This is a genomic window from Sorangium sp. So ce406 (assembly GCF_051474675.1).
Classification (GTDB): domain Bacteria; phylum Myxococcota_A; class Polyangia; order Polyangiales; family Polyangiaceae; genus Sorangium; species Sorangium cellulosum_G.
Map to the genome: position 1 here is coordinate 8,229,265 of NZ_CP150340.1, position 17,709 is coordinate 8,246,973.

The 17,709-nt window shown below is 73.3% G+C and carries 16 protein-coding genes; 9 read left to right on the plus strand and 7 right to left on the minus strand.

The genetic code is table 11. The features are described from left to right. Window positions 1–90: 90 nt before the first annotated feature. The 4 genes from WME96_RS30575 (at window position 91) to WME96_RS30590 (ending at window position 5,560) form a co-directional block, all read left to right on the plus strand. The gene (locus WME96_RS30575) at window positions 91–1,413 is read left to right on the plus strand and encodes an endo-1,4-beta-glucanase (protein WP_437285122.1); all 1,323 of its coding nucleotides are present in this window, start codon (window positions 91–93) and stop codon (window positions 1,411–1,413) included. A gap of 329 nt (window positions 1,414–1,742) precedes the next feature. Then, the gene (locus tag WME96_RS30580) at window positions 1,743–3,185 is read left to right on the plus strand and encodes a hypothetical protein (RefSeq protein WP_437285123.1); all 1,443 of its coding nucleotides are present in this window, start codon (window positions 1,743–1,745) and stop codon (window positions 3,183–3,185) included. A 275-nt stretch (window positions 3,186–3,460) separates the two neighbouring features. Further along, on the plus strand, window positions 3,461–4,747 hold the full coding sequence (locus WME96_RS30585; RefSeq protein ID WP_437285124.1) for an SGNH/GDSL hydrolase family protein: 1,287 nt from the start codon (window positions 3,461–3,463) through the stop codon (window positions 4,745–4,747). 441 nt (window positions 4,748–5,188) lie between these two features. Further along, window positions 5,189–5,560, plus strand: a complete 372-nt coding sequence (locus WME96_RS30590) for a hypothetical protein (protein ID WP_437285125.1) — start codon at window positions 5,189–5,191, stop codon at window positions 5,558–5,560. 73 nt (window positions 5,561–5,633) lie between these two features. Here the strand turns inward: WME96_RS30590 and WME96_RS30595 are convergent, their stop codons facing one another. Beyond that, window positions 5,634–7,103 (minus strand): cytochrome P450, encoded by a 1,470-nt coding sequence (locus tag WME96_RS30595; RefSeq protein WP_437285126.1) that lies wholly within the window; start codon window positions 7,101–7,103, stop codon window positions 5,634–5,636. Between the two features lie 90 nt (window positions 7,104–7,193). Here WME96_RS30595 and WME96_RS30600 point away from each other — a divergent pair, with 90 nt between their 5' ends. Together WME96_RS30600 and WME96_RS30605 are read left to right on the plus strand one after the other, a co-directional pair. After that, entirely contained in the window at window positions 7,194–8,078 is an 885-nt protein-coding gene (locus WME96_RS30600) for a 1-acyl-sn-glycerol-3-phosphate acyltransferase (protein ID WP_437285127.1), read from the plus strand. A gap of 297 nt (window positions 8,079–8,375) precedes the next feature. Beyond that, window positions 8,376–8,906, plus strand: a complete 531-nt coding sequence (locus WME96_RS30605) for a hypothetical protein (RefSeq protein WP_437285128.1) — start codon at window positions 8,376–8,378, stop codon at window positions 8,904–8,906. Between the two features lie 36 nt (window positions 8,907–8,942). Here the strand turns inward: WME96_RS30605 and WME96_RS30610 are convergent, their stop codons facing one another. From WME96_RS30610 to WME96_RS30630, 5 genes are all read right to left on the minus strand, one after another. After that, a complete protein-coding gene (locus WME96_RS30610) occupies window positions 8,943–9,989 on the minus strand; it encodes a glycosyltransferase family 4 protein (protein ID WP_437285129.1) in 1,047 nt (348 codons plus the stop codon). Between the two features lie 82 nt (window positions 9,990–10,071). Beyond that, window positions 10,072–10,860 (minus strand): HPP family protein, encoded by a 789-nt coding sequence (locus tag WME96_RS30615; protein ID WP_437285130.1) that lies wholly within the window; start codon window positions 10,858–10,860, stop codon window positions 10,072–10,074. Window positions 10,861–10,987: 127 nt separating this feature from the next. Further along, window positions 10,988–11,386, minus strand: a complete 399-nt coding sequence (locus tag WME96_RS30620) for a 6-pyruvoyl trahydropterin synthase family protein (RefSeq protein WP_433927660.1) — start codon at window positions 11,384–11,386, stop codon at window positions 10,988–10,990. Window positions 11,387–11,395: 9 nt separating this feature from the next. Next, on the minus strand, window positions 11,396–12,460 hold the full coding sequence (locus WME96_RS30625) for a zinc-binding dehydrogenase (protein ID WP_437285131.1): 1,065 nt from the start codon (window positions 12,458–12,460) through the stop codon (window positions 11,396–11,398). Beyond that, complete coding sequence (locus WME96_RS30630; protein ID WP_437285132.1) at window positions 12,438–13,136, minus strand: RibD family protein; 699 nt, start codon at window positions 13,134–13,136, stop codon at window positions 12,438–12,440. The genes WME96_RS30625 and WME96_RS30630 overlap by 23 nt, the downstream gene beginning before the upstream one ends. Window positions 13,137–13,339: 203 nt before the next feature. On the opposite strand from WME96_RS30630, the gene WME96_RS30635 reads away from it, so the two are divergent. Both WME96_RS30635 and WME96_RS30640 read left to right on the plus strand, forming a co-directional pair. Next, on the plus strand, window positions 13,340–14,023 hold the full coding sequence (locus WME96_RS30635; RefSeq protein WP_437285133.1) for a hypothetical protein: 684 nt from the start codon (window positions 13,340–13,342) through the stop codon (window positions 14,021–14,023). A 295-nt stretch (window positions 14,024–14,318) separates the two neighbouring features. Continuing rightward, window positions 14,319–14,795, plus strand: a complete 477-nt coding sequence (locus tag WME96_RS30640) for a YbhB/YbcL family Raf kinase inhibitor-like protein (RefSeq protein WP_437285134.1) — start codon at window positions 14,319–14,321, stop codon at window positions 14,793–14,795. Window positions 14,796–14,826: 31 nt separating this feature from the next. Here the strand turns inward: WME96_RS30640 and WME96_RS30645 are convergent, their stop codons facing one another. Next, window positions 14,827–15,738: a glutathione S-transferase family protein gene (locus WME96_RS30645; protein WP_437285135.1), complete on the minus strand. Its 912-nt coding sequence runs from the start codon at window positions 15,736–15,738 to the stop codon at window positions 14,827–14,829. A gap of 301 nt (window positions 15,739–16,039) precedes the next feature. Between WME96_RS30645 and WME96_RS30650 the strand changes: the two genes are divergently transcribed. Beyond that, on the plus strand, window positions 16,040–17,668 hold the full coding sequence (locus tag WME96_RS30650; protein WP_437285136.1) for a long-chain fatty acid--CoA ligase: 1,629 nt from the start codon (window positions 16,040–16,042) through the stop codon (window positions 17,666–17,668). The last annotated feature ends 41 nt before the right edge of the window (window positions 17,669–17,709 follow it).

Sequence of the window (17,709 nt, forward strand, 5' to 3'; positions counted from 1 at the left end):
TGTAACAACGCTAGAACGTGGCGCGGCGAGTCACTGAACCGATTAACAAATCCGGTTGGCTCACCGCACGTTTCTGGCGATAATGGCGGCATGCGCAACTGGCTTGTTCTTCTTGGGGTGCTCCAGCTCTCCGCGGCTGGATCCGGCTGTGTCAGCGATCTGGACGACGTCGACCTGGACGGCCTGGACGGCGCGGGCGGCGACACGGGAGGCAGCGGCACGGCGAGCAGCGGCGGGCCCGCGGGCACGGGCACCGGCGGGCCCACGGGCACCGGCGGCGGCGGCACGACGGGCAGCGGCGCGCCCGCGGGCACCGGCGGCGGGCCCACCGCGACGAGCTCCAGCGCCAGCGGGGGCGACAGCGGCGCCTGCGCCGGCGTGGAGGACACCTGTCCGTTCGAGGGCGGGGTCGAGATCGACTGCCGCCGGCGCTTCATGTACGGCGTGAACTACGCCTGGCGCGACTTCGGCGCGGACTTCGGTGGGCAGACCCGGTGGAGCCAGGCGGGCATCTCGGGAAAGAAGAACCAGGTGCTCGCCGACCTGCAGGACATGCGCGCCCACGGCGTCGACGTGGTCCGCTGGTGGATCTACCCGCGCTTCTACGGCGACCAGATCACCTTCGACGGGCAGGGCAACCCGACCGGGCTCGGGGGCACCTCGGTGCAGGACATCCAGGCGGCGCTCGAGCTCGCGGACCAGGCGGAGGTGAACGTGATGTTCACGCTGTTCTCCTTCGACGGGTTCTACAAGACGACGCACAACCCGCCGAGCGGCCTCTCGGTCTGGAGCATGGGGCCCATCGTCGCGGACGCGAGCCGTCGCGCCCGGCTCATCGAGAACGTCGTCAAGCCGATCGCGCAGACGGTCGCGTCGAGCCCGCACCGGCACCGCATGCTGGCCTGGGACGTCATCAACGAGCCCGAGTGGGCGATGACGGGGCCGAGCCTCTACGGCGGCGACCCGGCCTTCGAGGGCGACTCGAGCAAGTTCGATCTCGTGACGCACCAGCAGATGGAGGCGCTCGCCAAGGAGTCGGCCGCCGTGCTGCGGGGCGAGACGGGCGCGCCCGTGAGCGTCGGCAGCGCCGCGATCAAGTGGGGTCAGGCGTGGACCCACGCGGACGTCGACTTCTACCAGGTGCACATGTACGGGTGGGTCAACGAGTGGTACCCGTACAACAAGCCGCTCTCCGAGTACGGCCTCACGGACAAGCCCGTCGTGATGGGCGAGTTCCCCAGCAACATGGACGGGATGAACGTCACCTACGACAAGTTCGTGAGCGATCTTTACGAGCTCCGCTACGCGGGCGCGCTCTCGTGGTCCATCACCGACACGAACTTCCCCTGGTCGGCGGCGAAGAGCGCCGCGAAGGCGTTCGCCGATCAGCACCCCTGCGAGACGCGGTACTGAGCGCGGGGCGAGCGCCGCGGCCCGCGGCGCTGCACATCCCGACATCCGAGCTCGGCCGTCACGCCGGCGCGGCAAGCTCGTCCTGAACGGGAGACGCCGCGCTCGAGTGACAGCTTGCCCCAGCGTGTGGCGTGTTGGCGCATGACGTCGCTCGACCGGACGCTGCGATGTCGCCGCGCCGGATGTCGGCGCTCTTTCTCCTCCCATTCCCCTCCCCTTCCCCTTCCGGGCACGTCAGTTGCTGGGCAAGTGGACCCACCGCTCACGGAGGTGTGCCGCCTGTGTGAGCCGTCGAGGGTTGTGAACCAGCACCCAGACAGGAGAGCGCTATGGCAAGAGATCGCTACGATAACCGAGGCTTCCGTGACGAGGGGACGCGCGAGGACTGGCGTCACCGGGAGGAGCAGGGGCGCTTTCAGGGGAACCACGATCAGCGCGACTTCCGTGGCCACGAGGAGGGTGACGCGTTCGGACGAGGCTCCTACAGCCGGGGCAACTACGCGAACCAGAGCGGCGGCAGCCGGCAAGGCGAGCGGGGCCAGGAGCCGCAGTACGGACAGCAACAGTACGGACAGCGAGGTCGCGGCGAAGACAGGGGCCAGTGGCAGTCGGGCGGCCAGCACGGGCAGGACCACCGGGGCTACGGCACGAGCGGCCAGGCCCACCGCGGTCAAGGCGGCCGCGGCTACCGCGAGCACGAGGAGCACCGCGCATACGGGCAGGACAGCCCCTCGTGGGCGCAGAGCGGCGGGCGCGGCAATCATTTCGGCGGGCGGGGCGCGGAGGACGAGCGCCGGGGGTTCGGCTCGGCGCAGCGAGGGCGCGAGGAGAACCGCGGCTACTACGGCCGCGACGTGAACCGCGGGTTCACAGGGCCGGACGAGGGCCCGGGCCGCGGCGCCTACGGGCGCGACTACTATGGCCGCGAGGACGAGGGGCAGCACCGCGGCTTCCAGGACCGCCACGACTACCACGGCCCCGAGAACCAGAACCGCGTCTATGGTCGCCAGGACGAGTACCAGGGCCGCGGCCACGAGGGACAGAGTCGCGGCTACGGCCAGGGCCGCGGCGAGGGACAGCACCGCGGCTTCCAGGGGCGCGAGGACTACCAGGATCGCGAGAACCAGTACCGCGGCTACGGGCGCGAAGACGAGTATCAGGGCCGCGGCTACGGCCGTCAGGACGAGTATCAGGGCCGCGGCTACGGGCGCGAAGACGAGCATCAGGGCCGCGGCTACGGCCGCCTGGACGAGTATCAGGGCCGCGGCTACGGCCGCCAGGACGAGCATCAGGGACGCGGCTACGGCCGCCAGGACGAGCATCAGGGACGCGGCTACGGCCGCCAGGACGAGCATCAGGGACGCGGCTACGGCCGCCAGGACGAGTATCAGGGCCGCGGTCACGAGGGACAGAGCCACGGTTACGGGCGCGGTGAGGGGCAGAGCCGCGGCTATCGCGGCGGCGACGAGCACCAGAACCCCGGCCACTTCGGCCGAGGCGACGAGCGGGGCGGGTTCGGCGGCCGACACGATCGCGACGACGACCGCGAAGGCCACGGTCAAGGCCAGGAGCGCACCGGGCGCGGCGACCTGTACAACCGGCCCGAGCGCCGGCCCGGGTTCGGCCGCTTCATGGGCGACGAGCTGCCGCAGGGGTACTCGACCCGGATCCACGAGCGCGACGACGTGCGCGCCTCGCAGGGCCGCGAACACTCCCAGGCGGACGACAACGGCCGATCCGAGCACCGGAACCAGAACCGGACCTGGAACTGAGCCGCTCGGCGACGATCGAGCCGCCGCGAAGGACACGACCCCCTCCTGACCGCGCGCGGGGCAGCGGGCGCCGGACGCCGCCGCCCCGCGCGCCTCGATCGCGGCGCGCGCGGCGCGTCGGCGACACGCTGAATCGCCGGCTCCGAGAGCGACAATCCCCGGAAGGTGCTTTGGCAGCGTGACCGGACGCTCACGCCCGCGTCGCGGCGTCTTCCCCGGTTCGCAGGCGAAGATTGGTGTTGTGTGCGCCACGGACCTGCAGCATCCTCGCGCGCATGAAAACAGAGGCTTATTTCACCTTCCCGAGGCTCGCTTCCGTGCTCTTCATCGCCTCGTCGGCGCTGATGACCGGCTGCGGAGACGACGATCCGAACGGCACCACGGGCTCGGGCGGCGGCGCTTCGACGTCGACCAGCGCGTCGAGCACAGCGAGCGCCGGCGACGGCGGCGCGGGCCAGGGCGGCGCGGGCCAGGGCGGCGCGGGCGCGACGACGTCGAGCGCGAGCGGCACCGGCGGGGACAACTCGTCCGGTGACACGATCCGCTTCATCGGGCGCTTCGACACCTCGAAGCCTGAAGGCCCCCGCTTCTCCTGGGCTGGCAGCGCGATCGTCACGCGGTTCTCGGGGACATCGCTCAGCGTCCGCTTCAACGACGAGTCGACCCCGGATCAGTCCAACTTCTTCCAGGTGGTGGTGGACGGCGAGTCGAGGGGCGTCCTCAAGGTCAACAACCAGAAGGACCTCTACACGGTCGTGGATGGGCTGCCCGACGGCGATCACGACCTCCTGCTCCACCGCCGGACCGAGCCGCTGGTGGGCGTGACGCAGTTCGTCGAGTTCGTCCCGGCGCAGGGCGAGGCGCTCCTGCCGGTCCCGCCGGCGCCCGAGCGCCGGATCGAGGTGATCGGCGACTCGATCTCCGCCGGCTACGGCATCGACGGCGCGGACGAGACCTGCCCCTTCACGAGCGACACGGAGAACAACTACCTCGCCTACAGCGCGCTGACAGGCCGGCTGCTCGAGGCCGACACCGCGATCATCGCCTGGTCCGGAAGAGGCGTGGTCCGGAACTACGATGACGAGGCGGCCGACACCATGCCGGAGATCTACGGCCGGACGATCGCCGACGAGGCGCAGCCCGCCTGGGACTTCTCGTCCTGGGCGCCGCAGGTCGTGGTGATCAACCTGGGCACGAACGACTTCAGCATCAACGTCCCGGGCGACGCCCAGTTCCGTGAGCCGTTCACGAACGGCTATGCGGGCCTCGTCGAGACGGTCCGGGAGAACTACCCGGAGGCGTTCATCTTCTGCACCATCGGGCCCATGCTCAGCGACTCGTACCCGGAGGGCGCCGAGGCGCTCACCAGGGCGCGCGCCTACATCGGCAAGGTGGTGGAGGACCGGGCCGCCAGCGGCGACGATCGGGTGCGCGTCCTCGAGTTCCCCGCGCAGGACGGCGCCGCGAACGGGCTCGGCTGCGACTGGCACCCGAGCGCCAAGACGAACGAGCTGATGGCGACGCAGCTCTCCGCCGCGATCAAGGAAGAGCTCGGCTGGTAAGGCACGGCGACGGGCGCAGGGACATCGCTCCTGCCCTGCGCCGCGCGCCACCGCGCCGTAGCTCCTCCCCCTTTTCCATCGACGATTCCGTCAAAGAGCGCATCGCAGCGCTCCGCCGGAGAGCCGTCCGGCGACATCGGCGCTCGACACCGGAAGAACGGCCGGACGACGCGACGCCGCGGTGTCGCCCCGCACGGCGGCGCCGGGGCATCGTGCCACCGGCGTGTCTCGGCGGCTGTGGCATGCCGCTACATCCGACGCATGTCGGGTACAGCGCCGGTCCGCCGGAGCGCGAGCACCGATCAGTTCCCCTCGCCAAAGCGCTGTTCAGGGCGTCGATCCAGTCCTGGTACACGCGGTGCATCTCTTCACCTCAGAACACCGGACGGGCGGCGCTGCTGAAAGCGCGTGAGAGCGCGCCGCCGATCGAGGAGATCATCCATGCAGACCAAGCAAGACGGCTCTCAGCGGGCCATGAGCAGGAGCCACGGACAGGATTTCGTGGACGCAGCGCGCAAGAGCGCGTCTCGCGCGGATGACCGCAATGCGTTCATCCCCGACCCCGGGGACGGCCCGACGGAGGTCGTGGACGAGTTCGCCGAGCAGATCGCCGAGCAGTATCTCGCCTCGGCGACATCGGGCAAGGGCGACACCACGGAGGACTACGAGGACATGGTGGATCCCGAGGAGATCGGGGGCCCCTTCATCATCACGACGGCCGAGCAGGAGATGGGGTACAGCAGGGATTCGATGAACCCCGACGACGCGGAGGTCGAGCCGTTCCCCCTGGTCAACCGCTCGCCCCTCAGCTGAGCCGCGCGACCGAGCCCGTCCTCCCCGCCCCGCCCCGCGAGGTCGCAGCAGCGAGAGGCGCGCGAAAGAGCCCTCACGCGCACGCGCGCTTCGTGAACCGCACGCGCAGCCCCTCCGGCTGCATCGCGAACGCCATCCGCTCCTGCACCGGCGCCGTGTGATCCGCGAGGTGCACCGTGAAGCTCCGGAGCACCATCCCCACGGTCACGGCGCACTCCAGGAGCGCCATCGAGCGGCCCGGGCAGATGCGCGGCCCGCTGCCGAAGGCGAGCGCCATCCGCGGCTCGTGGGGCAGCGTCGCGGGCGCGCCCGCGAGCCAGCGCTCGGGGCGAAACGACTCCGGGTCGCCGAAATACTCGGGCTTCCGGCCGATCGCGCGGGTGAGCGCCACGACGCCGGCGCCGGCGGGCACCGCCACGTCGCCCACCGCGGTGTCGTGGTTCGCCTCGAGGTAGAGCAGCGGCGCCGCGGAGCGCAGGCGCAGCGTCTCCTGGGTCACGGCGCTCGTGTACTCGAGGCGCTTGCTCTGCTCGAGGGTGGGAATCAGGCCGCTGCCCAGGACGCGGTCCGCCTCCTCGCGGGCGCGCGCCTGCACGTCGGGGCGCGAGCCGAGGTAATAGAGGATCCAGGCGAGCGTGTTCGCCGTCGTGTCCTCGCCCGCGAGCAGCATCGTGAGCACGTTCGCGTAGACCTCGGCGTCCGAGAGGTGCGCCTTCGGGTTCTCGCCGTCGCGCGCCACGATCATGAGCTCCAGCAGCGTCTGCGGCCGCGCGGGCCGGCCCGCGCCGCCCTCGAGCTCGCGCCGCGCCGCGGCCACGATCTCGAGGATGAGCCGCTTGACCGCGACCAGCGCGCGGTCGTAGGCGCGGTCGGCGGGGAGGCCCAGGTAGCGCCAGTAGGGCAGCGGCGCGAGCATCCGCCGGTTCAGGCCGAGGAAGACGCGCTGGAGGTGCTCCTGGAGCGCGTCCGGCCCGCCGCCGAGCGTGTCGAGGTCGCGCCCGAAGGCGACCGAGGAGGTGACGTCGACCGAGTAGCGCATGAGATCGCCGAGGACGTCGCGCGCCGCCCCCTCGTCGGCCGCGCGCGACCACAGCGCGCGCAGCCTGCCCGTGATCTCGCGGATGCTCGGGAAGAAGCCCTCGACGTGCCGCGCGTGGAACGTCGGATTGATGAGCTGCCGCTGCTTGCGCCACGCCTCGCCGTCCGCCGAGAACAGCCCGACCATGTCCGCCTCGCGCGACACGTCCTCGATGGTGCGCATACGGCGGAACACGGCGGGGCGGCGCTGGAGCACGTCGCGCACGAGCTCGCCCTCGGCCACGACGAGGATCGGCTGGCGGCCCATCCGCACCACGAACATGTCCCCGAAGGTGCGCCACCACCGCTCGAACTGCAGGTGCCAGCGGTCGGGGTGGAGCTCGTGCAGATTGCCGATCAGCGGCAGCCCCCTGGGCCCCGGGAGGTCCGCGAGAGTCCGACGCGGACGCGCAGCCTCTGCGCCGCGTCGGGTGGAGTCGTCTGGAGCAGGGCAGATGGGTTTCATTCTCCCTTCATACAGAGCGGGCGCGCCTCGAGGCAAACCCCACACGCGGGCGCTGGCGTGGCGGGCGCGACGCGGGTAGAGACGGCCGGCATGACGGGGCCGCTGGAAAGAGAGCTGGCGAACTTGTCGGGCGAGGAGATGGTCGCGGCGCTCGGCCTCGGCGGCGCGCCGGCGTGGGTGCGCCGCGCCGGGCGCGCGGCCTTCGCGCTCCCCTCGATCCCGCTCGGGCGCGTGCTCGCGCGCTTCGATCGGCGCACCGGCGAGGCGGGGATCCACGTGGCGGCGCGGGAGGCGCTCTCCGGCTTCGGCGCGCGCTGGACGGCGGACGCCGCGCCCCCGCCGCGCGGAGCGCTCCTCGTCGTGTCGAACCACCCCGGCGCCTACGACGCGCTCGCGCTGATGGCGGCCCTCGGCCGGGACGATCTCCTGATCGTCGCGGCCGAGCGGCGGTTCCTGCGCGCGCTGCCCGAGGTGAGCCGGCGGCTGCTCTTCGTGCCGATCGACGGGGCGCTCGGCGCGCGCGAGCTCGCGGCGCGGACCGCCGGCGTGCGCCGCGCGCTGCGGCACCTGCGCGGCGGCGGCGCGCTGCTCCACTTCCCCGCGGGGCGCATCGAGGCGGATCCGGCGTTCGCGGGCGCGGGCGAGGCGCTGCTCGGGGCGTGGCACCCGAGCGCCGGGGCGCTGCTGCGCGCGGCGGCGGCGGCGGCGGGGCGGGTCGCGGTGGCGGTCGTCTCGGGGGTGCACTCGCCGCGGGCGAAGCGGCTGGCGGTCACGCGGTGGGCCGAGCGCCGGGGGATCACCACGCTGGCGCCGCTCCTGCAGATCGCGCTGCCGGGCTTCGACGACGTCGAGGTGCGGGTGCGGCTCGGCGAGGCGCGGGAAGCGGCGGTCCTCGCGGACGGGGGGGGCGACGATGCGGCGCTCACGCGGCGGCTCCACGACGAGGCGGCGGGGCTGCTCGCGGGTGGCAGGTAGCCGACGGCGGCGGCAGGAGGCGGATGCCGCCTGCGGAAAAGTTCAGCATGTGGTGGGGTGCACCACGGAGGAGCTGCCCATTCCGGTGAGCCGATCTGGATTGCCATGAATTGGCTGGATTCTCACTCATCCGGAACGTTGGCAGACTCGCGCCGTGGCGGGCGTGTCTCTCAACCGCTCAGGGCTCCAGCATTCCCACAGGCCAATTGATTTTGCCATGATCGAGCGTGTGAATCGGTCGATTTGAGGATTGACTTGTAGATCGGGCGCGCTGGATCCTCACGACTGAGGACACCCATGTACCGAATACCGCTCGCCGCCGCCTTGTTGTTCGCGCCGCTCGGGTGCGGCAGCGACTTCGAGCCGCCGCTGGTCGCCGGGAGAGCCGTGCTCACCCTGGGAGCGACGCAGTTCTTCCTCGACACGGGGAACAACGGGGAGACAGCGGTCGCTTTCGACGAGGACCACCAGCGGATCTGGTACACCGACTGCGGGATACAAGACGACGAGTTCGAAGTCATGATCTTCAACGACCCCATCCGGGAGAAGAAGGGGTTCTGGGGGATCATCCTCCGCGCCTCGCTCGACGCGAGCGAGGAGGCCTGGAACGTGTCCGTCCACCTCGGGGACGACGGGCTCAACGGCGTCTGCCAGCTCAACCACAAGACAACGCGCGAGAAGGACCCGTACGAAGCGGAGCTCTCCGTGGAGGCGTGCCTGCTGAAAGACCGGACGGTCGACGCGGACGGCTTGCAGGAGGCGCGGTTCGACGCGTTCGTCCGCGCCAAGCGGTGCGTCCTGCGCGCCTCGGCGGCCGCGGCGGAGTGATGCTCGGCGCCCCGGCGGCCGCGGTGGAGTGACGGCTCAGCGCCCCGGCGCCACCCGCGCGATCGCCGCGCGCACCGCGGCCGCGGCGCCGTCCCACGTGGGCAGCGCCGCGGACCGGACCACGGCCGCGCGGCTCATGCTCGAGCGCAGCGCCGCGTCGTCGAGGAAGCGGGACAGCGCCCGCGCGAGGCCCTCCGCGTCGTCCCAGAGCAGCGCCTCCGCGCCGTCCTGGACCACCTCCGCGATCGCGCCGGCGCGGGCGGCGAGCACCGGCACGCCGGCGCGGACCGCCTCGGTGAGCACCATGCCGTAGCCCTCGAGCCGCGACGGCAGGATCAGCGCGTCCGTCGCCGCGAGCTCGGCCGCGAGCGCGTCGTCGCCGAGCACGCCGGGGACCACCACGCGCGCCCGCAGGAACGCCGACGCCGCGATGGCGCGGCGCACCTGCTCGCCGTGGGCCGGGTCGCGCGCCGCGTCGCCGACGAGCGCGAGCGTCGCGCGCGGGCTCCCGACCCGCTCGAACGCCGCGAGCAGCTCCAGCAGCCCCTTGCGCGGGATGAAGCTCCCCACGAAGGTGATCCGCAGCGGCCCACTGGCGCGCGGGGCGCGGGGCAGCAACGGGAGCCGGTCCGCGCCGGGAGGCGCCACGTCGACCCGGTCGACCCCGTGCTCGCGCCGGAGCCGCGCCGCGGTCGTCGCGCTCGTCGCGAGGCGCGCGTCGGAGAGCCGGAGCACCGCCGCCTCCCGGAGCGCGAGCGCCGCGCGCCGCGGGCCGGGCGGCAGCTCCCACGCGCTCAGGTGGTGCACGAGCAGCGCGCGCGCGATGCGGCGCGGCAGCGCCGCGAACGCCGGCCCGAGCTCCCGGAAGCAGAGCTCGTCCCCCACCACCACGGCCGGGTCGATCCGGGCGAGGCGCCGCGCGAGCGCCAGCCCGGCCAGCGCGCGCGATCGTGGCGCAGGATCGAGCGACACGACCTCCACCACGTCGCCGCGCGCGCGCAGCCGCTCCACGACGAGCCGATCGTAGATGTACCCGCCCGTGGTCTGGTCGAGGGCGCCGTAGACGATCCAGGCGACGCGCATGCGTCAGCCCGCTACCACGGACCCCGCCCGGAGCCGCGCGCGCAGCCCGGCGCCGCGCCGGGGCGCCCGGTGAGCTCCGCGCTCATGGCTGCTCCCCCGCGCCGATCGCCGCGCTCCGCCCTGACGGCGCGGGGACGTGCGGGGCCGCGTCCTCTGCGCCGCGCGCATGCCGCGGCGCCCAGAGCGGGTAATCGATGCCCGCGAGGCGATTGATGAGGATGGCTTGCATCGTGAGCAGGGCGACGCCGCCGAGGAGCACCAGCATCATCGGCGGCCGGTCGAGGATGCCCAGCGAGACGATGAGCGTCGTTGCGCCCGCGGGCGGGTGGGGAGCTCGGGCGAGCACCATGAGGCCGGCCGTGAGCCCCAGCGAGAGCGCGGCGGCGAGGGCGCGCGGGAAGGTCACGCTGGCGGCGGTCGCCGGGCCCGCGTCCGTCAGCCCCGTGACGAGCAGGCTGAAGTAAGCGGCCGCGATTCCGATGCTGTGCCCGATGAGGGTGTTGCGCGGCGCGGCCGAGGCGGCCCTGGGCGTGTAGAAGAACAGGAAGGCGGTCGGCCCGAGCGACGGAAACACGAAGGGCGCCTTCGTCGCGGCGGCGAGGGCCGCCATCAGGCCGATGCTCACGAACCCGTTCACGAGGCTGAAGAGCGCGAGCACCCGCACCTGCGCATAGCGCTGGAGGAGCCGCGGCAGCCGCAGGCGCGAGAAGATCCCGCGAGCGACGTCCGACATCTCGCCGCCCAGCGGGTGCCGCGGCGAGATCGGACCGTAGCCGCGCCCGGCGCCCCACGCCTCTTCCGGCGCCCTGGCGTCGTCCGGCGCCGTGGCCTCCTTGGGCGCCGTGGAGGAAGCGTCCCTGTCTCCCATCATGCGCTGGAGACCCTGCTCTCGCTCGCCGCCGCGTCGTCCAGCGCTCCACGGCAGACAGCGCTCCAGCGCAGACGCGGCGCAGCCTCGCCGGTCGGCACGACAGGCGATCTCGCCGGGCTGATGGACATCACAGGTCCCGCTCGAAGCCCGCGTACGCCGTGGGCGACTCGCGGACGAGCACCCGCAGCGTCGCGCCGGGGACCGGCGCCTCGCCTTCGGGGAGCTTCGCGATGTCCGCGGCGAGCAGCCCGGCCACGTGCTCGGCCACGCGCTCGGTCGTCGAGGTGCGCCCCGGGAAGGCCGGGTGCTCGTCGAGGTTCTGGTAGTCGATCGTGTCCAGCGCCCGGCGCAGCGACGCGTGCAGCGCGCCGATGTCCATCACCACGTGGTGCGGCCCGAGCGCCCTGGCGCGGATCTCGACCTCGATGGAGTACGTTGCGCCGTGCATCCGGGTCGCCGGGCCGAAGAACGGATCGGAGAAGCTGTGCGCGATCATCACGTGATCGCTGACGCCGAGGAGGAACATGGCTTGTGCTTACCGCGTAGCCGATCGCGATCCGTACTGGAAGACCGTCTGCAGCCGCGCCCCCGGCTCGGCCGCGAGCGCGGCGTACACCGACGGCGCGGCGTCGAGCGGGACGGGCGGATCCAGCAGCGCGTCGAGCGCGGCGTCCTCCAGGAGGGCGCAGACCAGCGCGAAGCGCCGCGCGTGGTCCCAGCGGGGCGCGCGCTCCGGCGGGATGGTCGACACCTGGCTCGCGCGGAGGCGCAGCCGGCGGCGGTGGAACGCCGACCCGAGCGCGACCGGGCTCGTGCGCGCCCCGTAGAACGACGCCACCGTCACCGTCGCCTCGCGCCCCGCGTGCGCGATCGCGCGGTCGATCTCGCTCGGGTCGCCTGTCGCGGCGATCACGACGTCCGCGTCGCCCCGCGGCCGATCGTCTTCCGGCCGGATCGCCGCGGCCGCGCCCAGGGCGAGCCCGGCATGGCGCCGCCGCTCGCTCGGCTCGACCAGCCGGACCTCCGCGCCGGCGCGCCGCGCGAGCGCCGCGACGAGCAGCCCGACCACCCCGCCGCCGAGCACCACCACCGCGTCTCCGAGCCCGATCCCTGCGTCCCACACGCACGTGATCGCCGTCTCCAGGTTCGCGGCCAGCACCGCGCGCTCGCCCGGGATCGCGCGGGGCAGCACGCGCGCCGCGCCCGGGCCGAGCAGGTGCAGATCGCCGTGCGGCGCCAGCGCGAACACGCGGTCGCCGAGCGCGGGCGCCGCGCCCTCGCCGCGGGCGACGACCTCGCCCACCCACGCGTAGCCGTAGCGGCGCGGGTAGGTGGGCGCGCCTTCCGCGTCGAGCGACGGATCGAACGGCGTCGGCCCCTCGCCGCGATAGAGGAGGAGCTCCGTCCCCTGGCTCACGCCCGAGGCGAGCGCGCGCGCCACGACCTCGCCGGCCCCGGGCTCGCGCGGCGGCGCGCCGTGCCGCACCTCGACGAGGCCGGGTCCGACGAACCAGAGCTCGCGCGCGGGCGCCGCGCCGGCCTCGGGCGCCGCGCCGGCCTCGGGCGCCGCGCCGGCGTCAGTCGGGGTAGCCAATCTCACCTCGCAGCAGCACGTTGCCTCCCAGGAGCTCGACCGCCGGCTCTCGCAGGTCGATCGCCGACGCGAGCGGCGCCTCTCCCAGCGCGCCGACCGCGGGGATCGCCGTGTCGCCGAGCAGGCGCGGCGCGATCTCGACCTCTGCGCGGTCGGCGAGCCGCGCGCGCAGGAACGACGTGAGCACCATGCCGCCCCCCTCGACGAGCAGCCGCCGCACGCCGCGCGCGTGGAGCTCAGCGAGCGCGTGCGTCAGCGACACGCGCCCGCGGTCGTTCGCGGGCACGACGACGACCTCCGCCCCGCGCTCCTCGAGCCGCGCCCGCGCCGCGTCCGTCGCCCGCCCCGCGGCCCCGACGACGATCACGCGTCCGCCCGGCGGCTGCCCTGACGACGGCTGCCCCGAGGCCATCAGCAGCCGCGCCCCTTCCGGCACGCCGAGGGCGCTCGCCAGCACGACGCGCGCGGGCTGGGGCCCCGCGCACGCGCGCACGGTCAGGAGCGGGTCATCGATCACGACGGTGCGGACCCCGACGAGCACCGCGTCGTGCTCCGCGCGCGCCCGGTGGGCGTGCTCGATCCCCGCCGGCGTGCTGAGCCCCACGCGCTCGCCCGGCGTCGCGATGCGCCCGTCGAGCGTCTGGGCGAAGTGGAGCGTGACCAGCGGCCGCGGCGCGCTCATCCTGCGCTCGCGATCCCGCGCGCGACGCGGCGGATCGCGCGCGCGGCGTGGGCGAGGGGGGACTGCGTCGTCATCCCCCGCCGGCAACGGAGCCTCCGGGCCACGGCGCCACTCTAGATCAGAACGTCCGGATCGGGGAGCGCGCGCCGCTCCGCCCCAGCGCTCGCTTGCCGCGCCGCCCCGAGCGCTCTAATCGCGCCGCGATGCCCATCGACTGGCCTGCCCTCTCGGCGCGCTGCGACCGCGCCGGCATCCCCCTGCGCGGCGGGTTCCACCCTCGCGACGACGACGGCGTCCCCCCCGCAGGCGATCTCCCGGCGGGGACGCTCGTCCTGCTCGGCAACGCCGGCCCGTCGATGTGGCGCGCGTTCTCACGCGCCCGCGAGGACGCCCCCGATCTCGCGCTCGACGACTGGACCTTCGCGGTGGTCTCCGCGCTCGCGGCGGAGCTCGGCGCGGCCGCCCTGTTCCCCTTCACCGGCCCTCCCTACTGGCCGTTCCAGCGCTGGGCGCAGCGGGGCGAGGCGGTGTACCCCTCGCCGCTCGGCATCCTCATTCACCCGCGGTTCGGCCTCTGGCACGGCTACCGCGCCGCGCTGGCCTTCCCGGAGCGGCTGTCGCTCCCGCCGCGCGAGGATCTCCCGAGCCCCTGCGCGTCGTGCGCCGACAGGCCCTGTCTCCGCGCCTGCCCCGTGTCCGCCTTCTCCCCCGGCAACTACGATGTCGCCGCCTGCGTCGGTCACCTCGACGCGCAGGCCGGCGCGGCGTGCATGACCGGAGGATGCCTGTCGCGCCGCGCGTGCCCGGTCGGGCAGGAGCACATCTATCCCGAGGAGCAACGCCGCTTCCACATGCGCGCATTCCGATGCGCGCATCCCGCGCGCTAGAGCAGCGAACACGGAATTCCATCTGATTCCAGGTTGACGCCGTCTCCCGAACCAACCGCTGGACCGCGGGCAGGTGAGCAGCCGCGACAGCCATGAAAAGGGCGATCGCCGGCGTGGCGCCATGGCGCCGGCGCGGGTCCGGACGCACGTTGGTGCGCGGGGGAGGGAGCGTCCGCCGATGACCCGTGCTGCCCATTCCATGCTCGGAGCGCTCGTGTTCATCTCGTGCGCCACGGCCGAGCGCGCTCCGAGCGGTGAGCGCGCCGCCGATCAGCCTCCGGGAGGGGGGAAAACCATGCTGAACCTGACGTCGCCGGCTTTCGCGCAGCGCGGCGAGATCCCGATGGAGCACACCTGCGAGGGGGCCGATCGATCCCCGCCGCTCACCTGGTCCTCGCTGCCGCCGGGCACACGCAGCCTCGCGCTCATCGTGGACGACCCGGACGCGCCCGACCCGCGCGCCCCGAAGACCACGTGGGTGCACTGGGTGGTTTACAACCTCCCGACCACGGCGAACGACCTGCCCGCAGGCGCTGCGGACGGCGGCCTCCCCGAGGGCGCCCGCCAGGGCCTGAACGACTGGAAGCGCCCGACCTACGGTGGCCCTTGCCCGCCGGTCGGCAGACACCGCTATTTCCACAAGCTCTATGCCCTCGATACGGTCCTGCCCGACCTCGGCACACCGACGAAGGCCCAGCTCGAACAGGCGATGGCCGGCCACGTGGTCGCCCATGTCGAGCTCGTGGGCACGTACCAGAAGACGAAGCGGTAGCGGCGCCCGCCGCGGGCCACGACGGCGCGGCTCACCGCTTGTTGATGCGATATCCCGCGCGGGGGAAGTGCAGCGCGATCTCCCCCACCGCCGGATCCTGCCGCCGGACCGTGATCTCGGACGCCGAGATCCGCGCCACCACGCCGCGGATCTCGTCGGTCCCGTAATCGTCGGCTGCGATCGTCACCGCATCTCCCGGCCGGAGCTCCTCCCCTCTCGCGATCTCCCCGCCGGCGACGTCCGCCGGCTCGGACGCGCGGGCGATCTCGAGCGCCTCGGCCGGGGTCATCGGCCGGGCGTCGCCCGGGCCAAAGCCCTCGATGCGCGCGAACCACGCCGCGAGCGCCGGCCGCGCCTCGACCTCGGCGAACAGCCGGGCGCTGTGCTTCATGAACCAGACCGGGTGAAAGCACGCCGCGTCCGCGATCGAGAACGCGTCGCCCAGCAGGAACGGCCGGTCGCGGAGCTGGCCCTCCAGCCGATCGAGCGACAGCCGCGCCTGGCTCAGCGCGTGCGGCGCCGCACCGAAGATCGCCTCCTTGCTCAGCGCCGGCGACATCGCCGCGCGGTCCTCGAGGATGCCTGGCGGCAGGACAGCGAACAGCTCGACCACCATCGGCGGCGCGACCTGCGGCATGAACCGATGATCCGCCCAGTCCTCGATCATCGCGGCCAGCCCGCGCTGGCCCGCCGGGAAGCAGGCAGGCTCCGGCCGGAGCTCCTCCAGGCGCCGGGCGATACACGCCGTGTCACAATAGACGTCCGCGCCGATCTGCAGGACCGGGATCCGCCGGTATCCCCCGGTGAGCGGCGTCAGTTCGGGCTTCGGCGCCATCATCGGCTGCTCGACCGATCGCCACGCCATCTTCTTGTACGCGAGGATCCGGCGGACCTTCTCGGCGAAGAGCGACAACGGATAATGGTGAAGAATGATCTCGGCCATGAGCGATCTCCTCCGGGTGTGACCTTCCCCGGTCGACGGCCATTCTGGGGAGCGCGCCCCGCGCGTTCTTGGAGGATCTTGCGATCGCGCGCCAGAGCCCCTCACGCTCGCCCGGCGTCCGGACCGGGCGGCCGCCGGCGATCGCGCCGCCGCGTTCCCCCGCGCCGCGCCGCCCGCGAGCCGCTAGCCTACACCCCGGGGGGCAGCGCCGCGCGTCGCGGCGTCCTCGCGGAGCCCTCCTCAGCCGATCGACCGATTCGACCGATCCCCGCGCCCCGCGCGGGACAAGGAGGCACCGCCCATGCTCGCCGGCCGCATGATGGACTATCCGCTGACGATCACGCATTTCCTCGAGCGGGCGAGGACGTACCACCCCCGCAGCGCGATCGTCACGCAGAACCCGGACAGGACCTCTTCCCGCGCGACCTACGCCGATCTCCACCGCCGCGCCTCGAAGCTCGCGCACGCGCTGACGCGGCTCGGCGTCCGCGCGGGCGATCGCGTCGCCACGCTCTGCTGGAACCACGCCCGGCACCTGGAGCTCTACCTCGGCGTCCCGGCCATGGGCGCGGTCGTCCACACCCTCAACCTGCGCCTCCACCCGAGCGATCTCGGGTACATCGCCTCGCACGCCGAGGACAAGGTCCTCGTCGTCGACCGCTCGCTCCTCCCGCTCTACCGCAAGTTCGCGCCCCAGGCCCGCTGCATCCAGCGCGTCATCGTCGTCGGCGACGACGGCCCCGTGGAGGGCGACGGGCTCGACTACGAGGCGCTGCTCGCGCCCGAGCCCGATCACTTCGACTTCCCGCGGCTCGATGAGCGCGCCGCCGCCATGCTCTGTTACACCTCCGGCACGACGGGCAACCCGAAGGGCGTCCTCTACAGCCACCGCTCGATCGTCCTCCACACGCTCGTCTCGTGCATGCACGACGCGCTCGGCTTCCGCGACAGCGACGTGGTCCTGTCGGTGGTGCCGATGTTCCACGCGATGGCCTGGGGCCTGCCGTACTCGGCGGTCGCGACAGGCGCCAGGATCGTCCTGCCCGGCCCGCACCTCGACCCCGCGTCGCTGCTCGACCTCATGGCCCGCGAGCGCGTCACGTTCGCCGCCGGCGTCCCCACCATCTGGCTCGGCATCCTCGCGCTCCTCGACGAGCACCCGAAGCGCTGGGATCTCTCGTCGATGCGCGCGATGGTGATCGGCGGCTCGGCGGCGCCCCCCGCGCTCATCGACGGCTTCCTCGCGCGCCACGGGCTCGTGGTCACGCACGCCTGGGGGATGACCGAGACCAACCCGCTCGGCACCATCGCGCACCTCCGCAGCGGCCTCGACCTGGACGCCGCCGCGGCGCTCGACACGCGCGCCTCCCAGGGCTTTCCGGTCCCGTTCATCGACCAGCGCCACGTCGGCGCGGACGACCAGCCGCTGCCCTGGGACGGCCGGAGCATGGGCGAGCTCGAGGTGCGCGGCCCCTGGGTCGCCTCGTCGTACTTCGGCGACGAGGGCGAGGACCGCTTCACGAAGGACGGCTGGTTCAAGACCGGCGACGTCGTGACGATCGACGGCGACGGATACATGCGCATCACGGATCGCGCGAAGGACGTGATCAAGTCGGGCGGCGAGTGGATCAGCTCGGTCGCGCTCGAGAACGCGCTCATGAGCCACCCCGCCGTCCTCGAGGCCGCGGTGTTCGCCGCGCGCCACCCGGTCTGGGGCGAGCGCCCGCTCGCGGCCGTGGTGCTGCGGCCGGGCCAGGCCGCCTCGAAGGACGAGCTCCGCGCCCACCTCGAGCCCCGCTTCGCGCGGTTCTGGCTCCCGGACGAGGTCCTCTTCGTCGAGCGCATCCCGCGCACCTCGACCGGCAAGTTCCTGAAGTCGCAGCTGCGCGACGAGTTCGGCGATCTGCTCACGAAGCGGCCCCCCGGCTGACGCGCCCGCGCGAAATCGCCCGGCGGTCCCGGCGGCGCCTG

Coding starts and splice junctions, on each gene's coding strand:
- WME96_RS30610 (WP_437285129.1), bottom strand. CDS start 9,989: ATGCGCGTCGCCTGGATCGTCTACGGCGCCCTCGACCAGACCACGGGC.
- WME96_RS30645 (WP_437285135.1), bottom strand. CDS start 15,738: ATGGCCGAGATCATTCTTCACCATTATCCGTTGTCGCTCTTCGCCGAG.
- WME96_RS30650 (WP_437285136.1), top strand. CDS start 16,040: ATGCTCGCCGGCCGCATGATGGACTATCCGCTGACGATCACGCATTTC.
- WME96_RS30640 (WP_437285134.1), top strand. CDS start 14,319: ATGCTGAACCTGACGTCGCCGGCTTTCGCGCAGCGCGGCGAGATCCCG.
- WME96_RS30595 (WP_437285126.1), bottom strand. CDS start 7,103: ATGAAACCCATCTGCCCTGCTCCAGACGACTCCACCCGACGCGGCGCA.
- WME96_RS30600 (WP_437285127.1), top strand. CDS start 7,194: ATGACGGGGCCGCTGGAAAGAGAGCTGGCGAACTTGTCGGGCGAGGAG.
- WME96_RS30575 (WP_437285122.1), top strand. CDS start 91: ATGCGCAACTGGCTTGTTCTTCTTGGGGTGCTCCAGCTCTCCGCGGCT.
- WME96_RS30585 (WP_437285124.1), top strand. CDS start 3,461: ATGAAAACAGAGGCTTATTTCACCTTCCCGAGGCTCGCTTCCGTGCTC.
- WME96_RS30635 (WP_437285133.1), top strand. CDS start 13,340: ATGCCCATCGACTGGCCTGCCCTCTCGGCGCGCTGCGACCGCGCCGGC.
- WME96_RS30590 (WP_437285125.1), top strand. CDS start 5,189: ATGCAGACCAAGCAAGACGGCTCTCAGCGGGCCATGAGCAGGAGCCAC.
- WME96_RS30615 (WP_437285130.1), bottom strand. CDS start 10,860: ATGATGGGAGACAGGGACGCTTCCTCCACGGCGCCCAAGGAGGCCACG.
- WME96_RS30620 (WP_433927660.1), bottom strand. CDS start 11,386: ATGTTCCTCCTCGGCGTCAGCGATCACGTGATGATCGCGCACAGCTTC.
- WME96_RS30580 (WP_437285123.1), top strand. CDS start 1,743: ATGGCAAGAGATCGCTACGATAACCGAGGCTTCCGTGACGAGGGGACG.
- WME96_RS30605 (WP_437285128.1), top strand. CDS start 8,376: ATGTACCGAATACCGCTCGCCGCCGCCTTGTTGTTCGCGCCGCTCGGG.
- WME96_RS30630 (WP_437285132.1), bottom strand. CDS start 13,136: ATGAGCGCGCCGCGGCCGCTGGTCACGCTCCACTTCGCCCAGACGCTC.